Origin of the sequence: Winogradskyella vidalii (assembly GCF_013403955.1) — a bacterium.
Lineage (GTDB): Bacteria > Bacteroidota > Bacteroidia > Flavobacteriales > Flavobacteriaceae > Winogradskyella > Winogradskyella vidalii.
In genome coordinates, this window is sequence record NZ_JABFDG010000009.1 from 1 (window position 1) to 16097 (window position 16097).

Annotated in this window: 13 protein-coding genes and 2 tRNA genes; 11 read left to right on the forward strand and 4 right to left on the reverse strand. The window is 33.6% G+C overall.

Going from position 1 to position 16097, the window contains the following annotated elements; all coding sequences use genetic code 11:
• The first annotated feature begins 130 nt into the window (after positions 1-130).
• Entirely contained in the window at positions 131-2572 is a 2442-nt protein-coding gene (locus HM982_RS16665) for a helix-turn-helix domain-containing protein (protein ID WP_179354471.1), read from the forward strand.
• 57 nt (positions 2573-2629) lie between these two features.
• Here HM982_RS16665 and HM982_RS16670 read toward each other — a convergent pair whose 3' ends face one another.
• Positions 2630-3772, reverse strand: coding sequence for an acyl-CoA dehydrogenase (locus HM982_RS16670; protein WP_179354472.1), 1143 nt, complete (start codon positions 3770-3772; stop codon positions 2630-2632).
• Between the two features lie 93 nt (positions 3773-3865).
• Between HM982_RS16670 and HM982_RS16675 the strand changes: the two genes are divergently transcribed.
• The 10 genes from HM982_RS16675 to HM982_RS16720 all read left to right on the forward strand — a co-directional run bounded on the left by HM982_RS16675 (position 3866) and on the right by HM982_RS16720 (position 11937).
• A complete protein-coding gene (locus HM982_RS16675) occupies positions 3866-4939 on the forward strand; it encodes an anhydro-N-acetylmuramic acid kinase (protein WP_179354473.1) in 1074 nt (357 codons plus the stop codon).
• A 61-nt stretch (positions 4940-5000) separates the two neighbouring features.
• On the forward strand, positions 5001-6227 hold the full coding sequence (locus HM982_RS16680; protein WP_179354627.1) for a Glu/Leu/Phe/Val dehydrogenase dimerization domain-containing protein: 1227 nt from the start codon (positions 5001-5003) through the stop codon (positions 6225-6227).
• Positions 6228-6233: 6 nt separating this feature from the next.
• A complete protein-coding gene (nhaD, locus tag HM982_RS16685; protein ID WP_179354474.1) occupies positions 6234-7661 on the forward strand; it encodes a sodium:proton antiporter NhaD in 1428 nt (475 codons plus the stop codon).
• Positions 7662-7739: 78 nt separating this feature from the next.
• Positions 7740-8435: a MotA/TolQ/ExbB proton channel family protein gene (locus HM982_RS16690; RefSeq protein WP_179354475.1), complete on the forward strand. Its 696-nt coding sequence runs from the start codon at positions 7740-7742 to the stop codon at positions 8433-8435.
• A gap of 3 nt (positions 8436-8438) precedes the next feature.
• Positions 8439-8831, forward strand: a complete 393-nt coding sequence (locus HM982_RS16695; RefSeq protein ID WP_179354476.1) for an ExbD/TolR family protein — start codon at positions 8439-8441, stop codon at positions 8829-8831.
• 116 nt (positions 8832-8947) lie between these two features.
• The gene (locus HM982_RS16700; protein ID WP_179354477.1) at positions 8948-9844 is read left to right on the forward strand and encodes an energy transducer TonB; all 897 of its coding nucleotides are present in this window, start codon (positions 8948-8950) and stop codon (positions 9842-9844) included.
• 3 nt (positions 9845-9847) lie between these two features.
• A complete protein-coding gene (locus HM982_RS16705) occupies positions 9848-11065 on the forward strand; it encodes a bifunctional folylpolyglutamate synthase/dihydrofolate synthase (protein WP_179354478.1) in 1218 nt (405 codons plus the stop codon).
• An 86-nt stretch (positions 11066-11151) separates the two neighbouring features.
• Positions 11152-11226: transfer RNA gene (locus HM982_RS16710), tRNA-Val, on the forward strand.
• Positions 11227-11314: 88 nt separating this feature from the next.
• Positions 11315-11389, forward strand: a tRNA-Val gene (locus HM982_RS16715).
• A 149-nt stretch (positions 11390-11538) separates the two neighbouring features.
• Positions 11539-11937 (forward strand): VOC family protein, encoded by a 399-nt coding sequence (locus HM982_RS16720; RefSeq protein ID WP_179354479.1) that lies wholly within the window; start codon positions 11539-11541, stop codon positions 11935-11937.
• A gap of 63 nt (positions 11938-12000) precedes the next feature.
• On the opposite strand, the gene HM982_RS16725 is transcribed toward HM982_RS16720, so the two are convergent.
• The 3 genes from HM982_RS16725 to gldJ form a co-directional block, all read right to left on the reverse strand.
• Positions 12001-12729, reverse strand: coding sequence for a phosphatase PAP2 family protein (locus HM982_RS16725; RefSeq protein ID WP_179354480.1), 729 nt, complete (start codon positions 12727-12729; stop codon positions 12001-12003).
• A gap of 106 nt (positions 12730-12835) precedes the next feature.
• Positions 12836-14116 carry a UDP-N-acetylmuramoyl-tripeptide--D-alanyl-D-alanine ligase gene (locus HM982_RS16730; protein ID WP_179354481.1) on the reverse strand — a complete coding sequence of 427 codons (1281 nt, stop codon included), beginning with the start codon at positions 14114-14116 and terminating at the stop codon, positions 12836-12838.
• A gap of 146 nt (positions 14117-14262) precedes the next feature.
• The gene (gldJ, locus tag HM982_RS16735; RefSeq protein ID WP_179354482.1) at positions 14263-15942 is read right to left on the reverse strand and encodes a gliding motility lipoprotein GldJ; all 1680 of its coding nucleotides are present in this window, start codon (positions 15940-15942) and stop codon (positions 14263-14265) included.
• Positions 15943-16097: the final 155 nt, after the last annotated feature.

A 16097-nucleotide genomic window follows, 5' to 3' on the forward strand; every position in this document is an offset into this window, starting at 1 on the left:
AGAGTAGGTCACCGCCTTTTTTTAAAAACCCTTACTAGATTACTAGTAAGGGTTTTTTGTGTTTATTAATTTGCTTAATCGGTATACATAACTTTTTTTTATTATCTTCAATTCCTAGCCATTTATAGGTATGACAACTGAAAATTTAGAATTAGATTTAGCTTGGAACTTTGTAATTAATACCAATAGAAATATTTTCTTAACGGGAAAAGCAGGTACGGGTAAAACTACATTTTTACATAAATTAAAAAAACTTGGACAAAAAAGAATGGTCATTGTTGCCCCTACTGGTGTAGCCGCTATCAATGCTAAAGGTGTTACCATTCACTCGTTTTTTCAATTGCCATTCGGCCCTATTTTACCTAATGATGAACTAAACAATTCTTCAGGATTTAACAGAAAATTCAGTAAGACCAAGATTAATATTATTAAGTCCTTAGATTTACTTGTTATTGATGAAATAAGTATGGTTAGAGCAGATTTGCTCGATGGTATTGATAAAACATTAAGACGATACAAAAATAGAAATGAAATCTTTGGAGGTGTTCAATTACTTATGATTGGCGATTTGCAACAATTATCACCCGTAATCAAAGATCAAGAATGGCGATTGTTACAACCATTCTATAAAAATGCCTTCTTTTTTAGTAGTATAGCCTATCAAAATTGCAAACCAATTACTATTGAACTCAAACATATTTATAGACAAGAGAATCCTTTATTTATAAATATTTTAAATGAAATTAGAAATAATGATTTAAGTGTCACTTCTGCTAAAGAATTAAATAAACGTTATATACCCGAGTTTGAACCTAAAGAGGACGAAGGCTATATTTCATTAACTACTCACAATAATAAAGCTCGTCTAACAAATCAAGAAAAGCTTGAAAAATTAAAAGGCACAGAACGTACATATAAAGCTAAAATACAAGGCAAATTTCCCGAACATTCTTACCCAAACAAAGACGAACTTAAATTAAAGGTTGGTGCTCAGGTGATGTTCATTAAGAATGATAGTTCACCCGAGAAGCGTTACTTTAATGGAAAAATAGGAAAAGTTATTTTACTAGAAAATGATGAAGTAGTTGTACACTGTCCTGATGATGATTTCAATATAAATACAAAATTAGAGACCTGGGAAAATATAAAATATACAGTTGATGCTGATACTAAAGCTATTTCTGAAGATAAGATTGGTAGTTATGCTCAAATTCCATTACGATTAGCTTGGTCTATTACAATACATAAAAGTCAGGGTTTAACTTTTGAAAAAGCAATCATAGATGCACAAGGTGCTTTTGCCCATGGACAAACTTATGTCGCTTTAAGTCGTTGTAAGTCTTTAGAAGGTTTAGTTTTGAAGAGTAAAATTCAAGCGAATCAAATTATAAGTGACCAAAATGTTATAACATTCAATCAAAATGCCGAAGCGAATCAACCTACTGCTTCTATTTTAAATGAAGCAAAACATGATTTTCAATTAGATTTAATTTCAGAAATTTTTAATTTTTATAAATTTTTGTATCCTACAAATAGAGTCTTAGATGTTTTTTATAAAAATAGAGGAAGTATTGAAGGAAACGTTGAAACGCCATTACTATCAATTAAAGATACTATTACCAATTTACTTAAAGTTAGTAATGGGTTTAAATTACAACTAGAAAACTTAATAGCCCCAGATGAAATACCTGAAGCTGATGCTGTTGTTCAAAAGCGTTTTAAAAAGGCTTTAGACTATTTTAGTGAGCAAAGCAAACTAACGATAGAAATTGGACTCAAGCAGTTTAATTTTACAACAGATAATAAAGCTGTTCAAAAGGATATAGAGAAGCAATTAGATACTTTAGAAGAATTGTTAGAAACTAAACTATCTTATTTTGAAGGTTTAAAAGAAGGATTCAATACGCGTCTATTCTTAACTTTAAGAGCAAAGTCGGTGTTCTTAGCAAAAGATAAACCTAAAAAAACACGTCAGTCTGTTGTGGACGGAACAACTAATGTAGAATTATTTGAGTTATTACGAGAACTTAGAAACGATATCGCCAATAGAGAAGATTTAATACATTATCAAATTTTCAATCAAAAGTCACTCTATGCGATGTGTGAAACTTTACCAAGTACGATTAATGAATTATTAGAAATTCATGGTATGGGTAAAACAAGAGTGAAAAAATATGGCAATGAGATTTTACAAGTTATTAAAACGTATTGCGATGAGAATGATATTGAATTTTCAAATGAAGTTTCGGTATTTGAAAATCCAAAACCGAAAAAAAGAAAAGTTGATACAAAAAAAATATCTTTAGACTTATTTCAAGCCGGAAAATCGATAGATCAAATTGCCTTAGAACGCGAATTAAACTCTAATACTATATTTGGACATCTGGCTAATTTTATTTCATCTGGCGAAGTAAAAATTACGGATTTAATGTCTATGAGCAATTATTCGGAGTTAAAGAAAATTATTCCAACTAAAACTTTTGAAAATCTATCCGATTTAAAACATCAGTTAGATGATAAATACCCCTACAGTGAAATTAAATTGGTTCTACAAGAATTATCATCAAATTAAAAAAGCTTCAAAATTAAAATTAATCTTGAAGCCTTTTTACTTAATTAAATATTATGTTTATTCTCTAGTAATTCCTCTAGAAATCACAATTTTCTGAATTTCTGAAGTGCCTTCATAAATCTGGGTAATTTTAGCATCACGCATTAAACGCTCTACATGGTATTCTTTAACAAAACCATTTCCTCCGTGTATCTGTACAGCTTCAACAGTATGTTCCATAGCAACCTTACTCGCATACAGTTTTGCCATGGCGCTACTCATATCGTAATTGTTACCTTGGTCTTTATCCCAAGCAGCGCGCATTACTAACATTCTAGCCGCTTCAATCTCAGTGTGCATATCTGCTAATTTAAAAGCAATAGCTTGGTGATTGCATATTTCAGTTCCAAAAGCTTTACGTTCTTTAGAATATTTTAAGGCTAATTCATAAGCACCAGCTGCGATACCTAAAGCTTGTGCAGCAATACCAATTCGCCCACCAGAGAGTGTTTTCATTGCAAAACGAAACCCAAATCCATCATCACCAATTCTATTTTCTTTAGGGACTTTTACGTCATTAAACTGAAGGGTATGTGTATCACTCCCTCTAATGCCTAATTTGTCTTCTTTAGGGCCGATATCAAAACCAGGCATTCCTTTTTCAACAATAAAGGCATTAATTCCGTGAGAGCCTTTATGTTTATCCGTTTGTGCAATAACTAAATAAACCTCTGCACGTCCTCCATTAGTAATCCAATTTTTAGTACCATTTAAAATATAATGGTCGCCTTTATCTATAGCAGTTGTTTTTTGAGAAGTAGCATCACTACCAGCTTCTGGCTCACTTAAGCAAAAAGCACCGATACATTCACCTGTCGCTAATTTAGTTAAGTATTTTTCTTTTTGAGCTTCATTTCCATAAGCCTCTAAACCATAGCAAACTAATGAGTTATTTACAGAAACCATGACAGAAGCTGAAGCATCAACTTTAGAAAGCTCTTCCATAATAAGCACATAAGAAATGGCATCCATACCACTTCCGCCATACTTTGGGTCTACCATAATCCCTAAAAATCCAAGCTCACCCATTTTGCGAACTAAGCTTTCTGGAAAACTTTGGGCATTATCACGTTCTATAACACCAGGAAGCAATTCGGTTTGAGCAAAATCTCTTGCAGCATCACGAATCATTAAATGCTCTTCTGTTAAATTAAAGTCCATAAATTATATAATTATTATTGATTTCTTAAAAATTTGAAGCAAAGATAAATTATTATTGTGTTATTTTCGAAAAGTAATATTATTTTTACTAATATGATAAAATCTAGCTACAAGATTCTTGCATTAATGTCTGGAACATCCTTAGATGGTATTGATATAATTTATGTCAGTTTTACTTTTCATAAAGGATGGAAATTTAAAATTCACAATGCAGAAACGATACCCTATTCTGCTGAGTGGAAATCTAAATTGCGTCAATTGGTAACATTCCCAATGGAGGAGTTACAGGCCATTGATTTAAAATATTCAGAGCATCTAGCCACTTCAATTTCTGATTTTATAAATAAATACACTATTAAAGACATCGATTTTATTGCTTCACATGGTCATACAGCATTGCATCAGCCAGAACGTGGATTAACCTATCAGATAGGGAATCATCAAATTTTAGCAGATAAATTAAATCGTAAAATTATTTGCGATTTTAGAGTTCAGGATGTGAAACTTGGTGGGCAAGGTGCGCCTTTAGTACCTATTGGGGATCGACTACTATTTAACCCCTTTTACTATTGTCTTAATTTAGGAGGCTTTGCAAATATTTCATACGAATTAAATGAAGAACGAATTGCCTTCGATATTTGTCCTATTAATATTGTATTGAATCATTATGTTTCTAAATTAAATCTAGATTATGATAATAAAGGACAGATTGCGTCAACAGGTACTATTAATAAAGATTTATTAGACCAACTTAATGCCCTCCCTTTTTATAAAGAGCAACCGCCAAAATCTTTAGGTTTAGAATGGGTAGAATTACATATTTATCCTTTGCTTGAATCTTATCAACTTCAAACAGAAGACCTTTTAAGAACCTACGTAGAGCATGTTGCTATTCAAATTTCAAAGATTGTAACAAGAAAAGATACGCAAGTTTTAGTTACGGGTGGAGGTGTTTACAACGATTTTTTAATGCGACGGATTGCTTATTTTTCTACCTCAGAAATAACAATACCAGATGATGAAATTGTAGAATATAAAGAGGCCTTAATTTTTGGATTACTTGGTGTACTTAAAGACAGAAACGAGGTAAATTGTTTACGAAGTGTTACAGGTGCAAATAAAAATCATTCTTCAGGTAAAATATTAAATCCTAAAAAAAGAAATTAATTAACATTTCGCTTCGATAGTTTTTTATATTTGTTACGCAAATTTAAACCTATAGAAATTGATAAAAGATTTACTTCAGAAGTACGAAAACAAGACTCCAGAAATTGTATTTCATTGGAACGATTCCGAAACGGATGCAGAAGGTTGGACCGTAATAAACTCACTACGAGGAGGCGCCGCAGGTGGAGGAACGCGTATGAGAGTTGGATTAGACAAAAACGAAGTTTTGTCACTTGCCAAAACCATGGAGGTTAAATTTACAGTTTCAGGACCAGCCATAGGAGGTGCTAAATCCGGTATCAATTTCGACCCGCAAGATCCAAGAAAAGAAGGCGTTTTAGAACGTTGGTTTAAAGCCGTGTCACCATTATTGAAAAGTTATTATGGTACCGGAGGCGATTTAAATGTTGATGAATTTCATGAAGTGATTCCTTTCACAGAACAAAGTGGTGTTTGGCATCCCCAAGAAGGCGTTTTTGAAGGTCACTTTAAACCAACGCCTGCAGACAAAATAAATAGAATTGGCCAGTTAAGACACGGCGTTATTAAGGTCATAGAGAATCCAAAATATTCGCCTAATGTAGGTCGAAAATTTATGGTTGCAGACATGATAACAGGTTATGGTGTTGCTATAGCTGCAAAGCATTTTTATGATTTAAAAGATGATACCATTACAGGGAAACGTGTTGTTGTTCAAGGTTTCGGGAACGTCGGTGCAGCAGCAGCTTTTTACTTTGCTCAAATGGGCGCTAAGGTCGTCGGAATTATAGATAGAGTAGGCGGGTTAATAAAAGCAGAAGGTTTTTCTTTTGAAGAAATAACAGACTTATATCTTAATAAAAATGGAAACACATTAGTCGCCGATAATCTTATTCCTTTTGATGAGATTAATAAAAAAATATGGTCGCTTGAAACCGAAATATTTGCGCCATGTGCAGCATCGCGATTGGTGAAACAAGATCAAATTGATCAGTTAATTTCAACAGGTTTAGAAGTGATTTCTTGTGGTGCCAATGTTCCTTTTGCAGATAAAGAAATATTTTTTGGTTCGATCATGGAGCAAACCGATCAAAAGGTGAGTTTAATTCCAGATTTTATATCTAACTGTGGTATGGCAAGAGTTTTTGCCTATTTCATGGAACGCAAGGTGCAGATGACTGATGAGGCTATTTTTAACGATACCTCTAATGTTATAAAATCAGCGTTAGAAGAAGTACATAAAAATAATCCAACAAAAACAGGAGTTAGCGAAACGGCTTTTGAAATAGCCTTAAGACAACTGATATAACCTACAATGGAAACTATAATAATCCTTGTTTTTGTATTTGGCTATTTAGCCATCACATTAGAACACAATATTAAAATAGATAAATTAATTCCTGCATTAGTCATGATGGCATTATGTTGGGCTTTAATTTCTCTAGGGCTAGGAAGCTTTACCCAATGGTTCGATTCTGCCAATCACGGTTTAATTGAAGGATATGCTTCCTTAGGTATTGAAGATAAATTAAATGAAGCAGGCGAAGTTATAGTGCATGGAAGAATGCATTTAATGGAAGAAACGCTACTTCATCATTTAGGTAAAACAGCTGAAATTTTAGTGTTCTTATTAGGGGCAATGACAATAGTTGAAATCATTGATTATTTTGATGGCTTTTCTACTATAAAAAATGCGGTGAAATTTAATAGCAGAAAAAAGCTGCTTTGGCTATTTTCAATTTTAGCATTTGTACTATCAGCAATTATAGATAACTTAACAGCTACCATTGTTTTAATATCAATTCTTCAAAAAATTGTCAAAGATAGAGACATAAGGATTTGGTATGCTGGTTTAATTATTATTGCAGCAAATGCAGGTGGTGCTTGGTCTCCCATAGGTGATGTTACAACAACTATGTTATGGATTGGCGACAAAGTAACCTCAGGTAAACTGTTTTTATATTTGTTTATTCCTTCATTACTATGTATGACCGTTCCAACATTTATAGCTTCTTTATTACCTCCTTTTAAAGGAGACTTAGAGCTAAAAGCATCAGATGATAAGCCTAAAAACAAATACAGTTCTACTATGTTATTTCTAGGACTTGGCGCTATTGTTTTTGTGCCAGTATTTAAAATAATGACTCATTTACCGCCTTACGTTGGTATGATGCTTTCATTAGGTGTGGTCGCCATTTTTGCTGAAGTGTATAGTAATTCTAAATTTGCAATAACCGAAGTATTAACAGATGAACATGCAGCGCACGCAAGTCATAGTCCTGTTCATTATTCGTTATCTAAGATTGAGTTGCCGAGTATATTGTTTTTCCTAGGTATATTAATGGCGGTTGGCGCTTTAGAATCTTTAGGGATATTATATGGATTCGCAGGCTCGTTACAGGATGCTATGCCAATGTTAGGAACAGAGTTTCAACATGAGGGCGTATCAGATTTAGTCGTGTTGCTTTTAGGAGCAGGATCGGCAGTTATAGATAACGTTCCATTAGTAGCGGCGAGTTTAGGCATGTTTTCTGAGCCATTAGATAATGAGTTATGGCATTTTATTGCATATTCTGCAGGAACAGGTGGTAGTATGTTAATCATAGGATCAGCAGCAGGTGTGGTTGCCATGGGAATGGAAAAAATAGATTTCTTTTGGTATCTAAAGAAGATATCATGGCTAGCATTTGTAGGTTTTATTGCTGGTGCAGCCGCATTTATGGTCACTAGATCGCTTTTTTAATATTGAAACATAATAATTATACTTAAGCCAAAAACTTAACGTTATAACAAGAAGAACTTAAAAAATAAATATTTTAGCATGATATCATTAAGTACTATTCAAGATGAAGTAGAAGTTTTAACTGAGGGAGAACCAGTTGAAAAAACGCTCTCAATTATTGAATTAATTTCAAGTGGAGGCACTTCAGGCCAGGTCATTATCCTAGTCTTATTTTTACTGCTAGTTGCAGCTATATATATTTATTTTGAACGCATTTTTGCTATTAAAGCAGCTTCTAAAGTCGATTCAAATTTTATGAATCAGATTAAAGATCATGTGAGTAATGGTAAAATCGATTCAGCACAAATGTTATGTGCGCAACAAAATTCACCGGTTTCAAGATTAATTGCTAAGGGACTAACTAGAATAGGAAAGCCTTTAGAGGATATTAATACGGCTATTGAAAATGCTGGGCGATTAGAAGTTTATAACCTTGAAAAAAACTTTAGTGTGTTAGCAACCATATCTGGTGTGGCACCAATGATTGGGTTTTTAGGAACTGTAGTTGGAATGATTATTTCAATTTTTGAACTTGCCAATGCAGGAGGTACTATTCAAATGGATGTTTTAGCTAGTGGATTATATACGGCTATGACAACCACTGTTGGTGGACTTATAGTAGGTATTATTGCTTACGTTGCGTATAACCATGTTGTTGGTAAAACAAATAAAGTTGTTTACCAAATGGAGGCCAATTCTATTGAATTTTTAGATCACTTAAACGAACCAATTTAATTTATGAACATCAGAGGAAGAAATAAAGTAACACCAGAATTCAATTTCGCGTCTATGACCGATATTGTATTCTTGTTATTAATCTTTTTTATGATAGCATCTACTTTGGTTAGTACAAATGCTATTGATATTATTTTGCCAAAAGCAAGTGGTAAGACAGAGAATAAGAAGTCTACTGCAGTGAGCATTAAAAAAGATTTAACTTATTATATCGATCAGAATCGTGTAGGTGAAAGTGTTTTAGAAACACAATTATTATCGATTCTCTCGGGTCAAGAATCACCAACAATTGTTTTACGAGCAGAAAAATCTGTTCCTGTAGAAAATGTGGTAAAAGTCATGGATATCGCTAATAGAAATAAATTTAAAGTCATATTAGCGGTGCAACCTAATTAAATGGTATTATTTTTGAGTAATTACAATGACTTAACCTGACCTTGAAGCTTTCTAAAATCTGAGCAGGTTTAGTTAATTGCAAATAAAACTTAACAGGTTTAATATATAATAATAAAGTGAAATATTTAGAGACCACACACGAACGCAATTCAGCAAAAATAACAGTACTTATTTCTTTGATACTGTTATTGCTCTTATTTGTAGTGGGGCCTCAATATATGGACCCTCCTGAAGAATATGGTGTAGCTGTCAACTTCGGAACAACCGATGTTGGTAGTGGTAACCAACCCTTAAGTGAACCTAAAAAAGCAATAGAAGAAACTGTTGTTGAAGAGCAGGTTGTTGATGAAGTACAGCCAGAAGAAGCTGAAGTAACACCAACTGAAGCTGCTGCGACTGCAGAAGAAATCATGACGCAAGATAATGCTGAAACTATTGCTATGAAAAAGCAAAAGGAAGCTGAGGAAAAAGCTAAAGCTGCTGAAGCTAAAGCCAAGGCAGAGGCGAAAGCTAAAGCTGAAAAAGTAGAGCGCGAAAAACGTGAAGCCGAAGAAAAAAAGCGTCGTGAAGAAGCAGAAAAAAGAAAGAACCTCGATAATCTTATAGGTGGTGTTAAAAACGCCTCAGGAACTACCGATGGTGGTGAAGGCTCAGATAACCAAGCCGGAAATAAAGGCCAGTTAGATGGCGACCCATATGCACCAAGTTATTTTGGTGGCTCTGGACCTGGAAAAGGCGGTGTCGGTTATGGTCTTGGTGGTCGTGGTAAACCAAATCGTGAAATTTTTCAACAAAACTGTAATGAATATGGTTTAGTAGTTGTAAAAATCGAGGTTAACAGACAAGGAAAGGTAATTAGTGCAGAGCCAGGAGTTAAAGGGTCAAATAATACACACCCTTGTTTATTAGACCCTGCTAAAAAAATAGCGCTATCACACAAGTGGCCAGCAGACCCTGAAGCACCAGCAACTCAAGTTGGTTTTGTAAGTATAAACTTTGATGTAGGTCAGTAAACTATGAATTATCAAGATACGGTAAATTGGATGTTTCAACAGCTTCCAATGTATCAGAATAAAGGCAACTCTGCCTTTAAAAAAGATTTAGCCAATACCTTAACTCTAGCCAAACATTTAAATCATCCTGAGGGAGAGTTTAAAACTATTCACGTTGCAGGAACAAATGGTAAAGGTTCTACAAGCCACATGTTAGCTTCTGTTTTACAAGAAGCGGGTTACAATGTTGGTTTGTATACGTCTCCACACTTAAAAGATTTTAGAGAGCGTATTCGTTACAATGGTGAAGTCATTAGTGAGTCGTTTGTCATCGACTTTATTAACCGTAATAAAACGTTTTTTGAAACCAATCAGTTGTCTTTTTTTGAAATGACCGTTGGAATGGCATTTGACTATTTCGCAAAAAAAAAGGTTGATATTGCTGTTGTTGAAGTTGGATTAGGAGGGCGTTTAGATTCCACCAATATTATTACGCCAGAGTTAGCTGTAATTACTAATATTGGTATAGATCATACCCAATTTCTAGGCGATACGCTCCAAAAAATTGCAACAGAGAAAGCAGGAATTATAAAACCTAATATTCCTGTGGTTATAGGAGAAACACATCCTGAAACAGAACAGGTGTTTAAGGATAAAGCGGAAGCGACTCAGTCAAAAATTTATTTTGCTGATCAAATTATAGCTGAGGATTTAGAAAGTGATTTAAAAGGCGCGTATCAAGTTCATAACAAAAAAACAGTTTTACAATCCATAGCGATATTAAAAGAACAAGGATTTAAGATTTCTGATAAAGCTATAAGCACAGGTTTTTTAAATGTTGTGCCTAATACAGGTTTATTAGGAAGATGGCAAGTTTTAGGAAACGAACCAAAAATTGTTTGCGATACAGCGCATAATAAAGAAGGTTTATATTATGTGATGCAACAGTTACAAAGTCAAACTTTCAATACCTTACATATGGTCTTTGGCGTTGTAAATGATAAGGATTTGAGTGCTATAATACCTTTACTTCCCCAAGATGCTACTTACTATTTTTGCAAACCAAATGTGCAACGTGGGTTAGAAGCGGGATTATTACAAGATTATTTCAAAAAAAATAAACTTTTTGGAAATTCTTATAAAAGTGTTTTAGAAGCGCTAACATGCGCAAAATCAAAGGCTAAAAAAGACGATTTAATTTATGTAGGCGGAAGCACTTTCGTTGTAGCAGAAATAATTTAATTTTTTTTCAAAAAATGTTTTGAGATATTAAAAACTAGAGTATATTTGCATCCCGATAACGAATGATGGTTATCAAAAAATAGTTAGGGCGACTAGCTCAGTTGGTTCAGAGCACTTGGTTTACACCCAAGGGGTCAGGGGTTCGAATCCCTTGTCGCCCACAGAAAAGAATCCCGATTTACTTTTGTAAATCGGGATTTTTGCTTCAAATAGCTTAAAGGTTTTATATTGATAAAGCTTAGTTTTTAAGGGGCATTAACTCAGTTGGTTCAGAGTGTCACGTCGACAACGTGGAAGTCACTGGTTCGAATCCAGTATGCCCCACATTAATTATAAAGTCTACATTTATGTAGGCTTTTTTTTGTTTGTAGCTATGTTGTTGCGCAAACGAGCAAATAATTGTTCGAAATCAACTAAGGGCTTCGAGATGATTATGATAAATTTAATTTCATAATTTAAAAAATCAAGAAACAATGAAAGTACAAGCATATTTATCATTTCAAGGAAATTGTCAAGAAGCCTTAAATTTTTACAGTGAATTATTTGATGCAAAAATTATAAACAGGCATACTTATGAGGACAGAGCCATAGATGTTCCTTCTTCTTATAGAGGTAAATTACAGCATGCTGAATTAAAAGGAAAACACGTTCACTTTATGGCTTATGATGTTTCACCAGATACACCACTCAATAGTGGTAGTCAAATTCACATGAGTATTGATGCTACGAGTGAAAAGGAAGGAAAAATACTATTTGAAAGCTTATCCGCAGGTGGTAAGTTACATCATGATTTTAGAGAAAGAGAATGGGGCTATTACGGCCGTTGTACGGATCAATACGGTATTGGTTGGATGGTTAACTACAGTGGTTAATATTTATCCCCTCTTATTAATTACTTTAAAGACCTTCTAATGTTTTTAGAAGGTCTTCTTATGTTATACTTCTTGATCTGTTCTAAAAGCTTTGATAAGGTTGAATATAAGGGCGCATAATACTACCCAAATAAATCCAGCTATAAAACCTCCAATAATGTCAGAAGGGAAATGAACACCCAAGTAGACTCTGCTAATGCCTATGCTAATAATTAATGAAGTGAGTAAGACTATTATAAGTGTTTTTAATAGCAAATTAATCTTAAATCGATAAAACAGGTAAATTAAAAAACCGTAAAAAGCCATTGCTGTCATAGCATGACCACTAGGGTAACTTAAAGTTTCGACGGTTACCAAATGTTCTAACTCTGGTCGTGGTCGATTAATTATTTTCTTTAAAATTACATTAGAGCTTAAAGCTAATGCCATGACTATAGTTAGTTGAATAACATAGTTCCAACTTTTAAAAATAATTTGAAAAGCTATAATACATAAAACAAAAATGGTTAAATAGCCATATATGTCTCCGACGTCAGTAATAAACACGAAGTATTCGGTAAGTTTTGGTGTTCTGTATTGGTGTACAAATACGGTTATATCACTATCTAATTGTTTAAGCTTTTCTGTTTTTAGGTTTTCGGTTAATTCTACAAATAAATTAACAGCGCCTATTACGCTTAGTATAGCAATTGTGGTGACAATTATATAAGCTAGTTTATTGTTCTGCTTTTTAAATAATGCAGATAATAATTGTTTGCACTTTTGTATTAGATATTTAATTTCATTTTGCATAAGTCAGCAAAAAGGGTTTAATCGATTAAAGGTATTAAAAGTAAAGTGTATTTATTACAGAATAGAATATTCTGGTCAAATATATTAATACTATAAGGTATATCAGTTATAGGTATTCTAAAATACGTTCTAATGCCATACCACGTGATCCTTTAATAAGCACAGTGGCATTATTTAACTCTAAGGTTTTTAAAGTTGGTATTAAATCTTCAAATTTTTGAAACTTAAGACAGCTACAGTGGTCTGTAGTTTGGTGAAAATTTTCGCCAATTAAATAAACACTCCCAGTAAAATTAGTCGTTATATAATCTACAATATTTTGATGTTCTTCTTTGGCTTCTAATCCTAATTCAAACATGTCACCTAAAAATAGGTGTTTGTGCGTGGTATTTAATTGTATAATGTTGTTAAGCGCAGCAAGCATACTTGTGGGATTGGCATTGTAGGCATCTAATATAATTTCGGAAGTCCCTTTTTTTATGATTTCTGAACGGTTATTATTAGGTTGATATGCTTCAATTCCTTCTTTTATATTTAAAGCACTAACCTTAAAAAATGCACCTATAGCTACTGAAGCTGCTAGGTTTCCATAGTTGTAATTGCCTATAAGTTGACTTTCAATTTCTAAATTACCATACGATAGTGTTACATATGGGTTTGCATTTTTAAAGGTAATCGTGTAATCGTTATCTCTATGAGAACCAAAAGTGATGGTGTTGGTATAGTGATTTATTTGTTTAACCTGTTTGCTATCATCAGTATTTATGAGGGCTTTTTTGTTATGATGAATTAGATAATTATAGAGTTCAGATTTAGCTTTAATAACGCCTTCAATACTTCCAAAACCTTCTAAATGTGCTTTTCCAAAATTGGTTATTAAGCCATAATCGGGTTGTGCGATGTGGCATAAAAATTCAATTTCTTTTTGGTGGTTTGCACCCATTTCCACAATTCCAAAATCTAAAGCCTCAGTAAAACTTAATAGGGTTAATGGGACACCTATATGATTGTTTAGGTTTCCAATTGTAGCTTTGACATTGTAGGTGGTTTCTAAAACAGCTTTAATGAGTTCTTTTGTTGTGGTTTTGCCATTACTTCCAGTTAGGGAAATGATTGGTACATTTATAGCGATTCTATGAAATTTAGCTAATTCTTGCAATGTACTCAATACATCTTTAACAAGGATACAGTTGTCGTTTATTACGGCATCAGCATTATCTACCACACAGTATTTTGCGCCATCATTAAATGCTTTTTGAACAAATTTGTTACCATCAAAATTTTCGCCTTTAAGTGCAAAAAACATACAATCTTTTGGTAGTTTCCTTGTGTCTGTAGCAGCAGCGGAACAGGCTTTAAATTTTAGATGGATGTTTTCTATTTTCATATGTTGTAACTGATACTTTAATTTTTGAACTAATTTAAAAACGAGTGTTACTAATGATGTTTTTGGTAGGTGTGTTTTGTAAGTTTAAAAATAAAAAAAGTCCTGATATAATTATCAGGACTTTTCAATATATTATTTAACGCTTTTTAGTTACGTCTTTTTCCGCCTTGTTGGCTTTTAGAACCTACTCTTGATACTGCACATCTAAAGCCGATATAATCAGTAGCCATATCTTGTGGGAAGTAACGACGTTGCGCTGGGTCAATCCAGTATGCTCTGTCTCTCCAAGAACCACCTTTGTAAACTCTTGCATCATCATTTATTAAAGATGTTCTACTGTCTGATTGGTCATATTGTCTAATTAATTTTCCTTCAGAAGAATCTACTTCAACACTATGCTTAGGTGAGTTGTACATTTTACTAGTTGTATTGTCTGCACCTTCAGATTCATCAAAACTTTCTCTGTAATAACGTGAAGAACGTTTGTCACCATCTCTAAAGTTTCTGTTGTCACTTTGACTAAAGTTAGTTCTTAAGTAAGTTTCTTCTTCGTCAACAGGTATTCTAGCAATTTCACCAGGTAAGTCTCTAGCTATAATTTTTCCGTTTGCAAGTGTATCGTAAACAATCTCATCAACTGTTACTATCTTCACTGAACCATCTTCATTAATAGCGTTTTTAGTATAAACATTACCTCTAAAGTAGTTAAAGTCGTTGAACTCGTCATCTACAATAGGTCTGTAAACATCAGCTACCCATTCAGCAACGTTACCAGCCATATCATATAAACCGTAATCATTAGGTTGGTATGTTTTTACTTCAGCAGTAATATCAGCACCGTCATCAGACCAGCCTGCAATTCCACCGTAATCACCTTTACCTTGTTTAAAGTTAGCTAATTGATCACCACGATTTACACGTTTTCCTGATCTAGTATACTGACCATCCCATGGATATTTTTTACGTCCTCTGTAAACATTATATTGACGTAATTCACTCATACCTAAAGCTGCATATTCCCATTCAGCTTCTGTAGGAAGTCTGTATTTTACAGGTATTAATCCAGATTCTCTATCAGCATAAACATTGATAGGATTTCCATCTGCGTCTTCTTGAGGTCTACGTTGACCACCTTCTAGTACGTCTGAATTACCTCCATATGTTTGTGATGGTGCATTAATATAAGTGTCTGTACTAAACGTGCTTTCAGCGCTTACATCAGTGTATTGAGCATCTCTTTTAATGTAGCCAGCTTCTTGTAATGATAATTCAGCAACACGGTCAGTTCTCCAATTAGCATATTCTACAGCCTGAATCCAACTAACACCTACAACAGGGTAATTAGCATAACCTGGGTGACGTAAATAGTTTTCGGTCATCATTTCATTATAACCTAAACGATTTCTCCATACTAATGTATCAGGAAGTGCGCCTTTATAAATTAAAGCATAATTAGGATCGTCTGGAGGGTAAACGCTTTTTAAATAATCTAAATAGAATAAATAATTGACGTTGGTAACTTCAGTTTCATCCATATAGAATGACTGTATGTGCTGTTGATTAGGCGTGTTATTCCAATCGTGCATTGGGTCATCCTGTACTTTACCCATGGTAAAAGTTCCACCTTCAACAAAAGCAGTACCTGGAGGAGTTTCTTGTTCTTTGAATTGCGTGTTGTACTGAAAACCACCTTGTCTATCGTTGATTTTCCAGCCAGTGGCACTATCTACATTGCCAGAATTAGATGAACGATTACAGCTCACAATTGTGGCGCAAAGCGTTAATACTAATAAAATTTTTAGGTTTGAGACATTTTTCATATCCATACGTTTAAGTAAGCTCGTTTAATTTTAGAGTCGCAATATAACAATTAAAGGTAAACTGACAACTTTTTTTTGCGTCTAAATGCAAAAATGTATGCATTTCATCCTTTTTTTTGAACATAATAACGGACTTTTATCTATTTGTCGATGTATTTTGC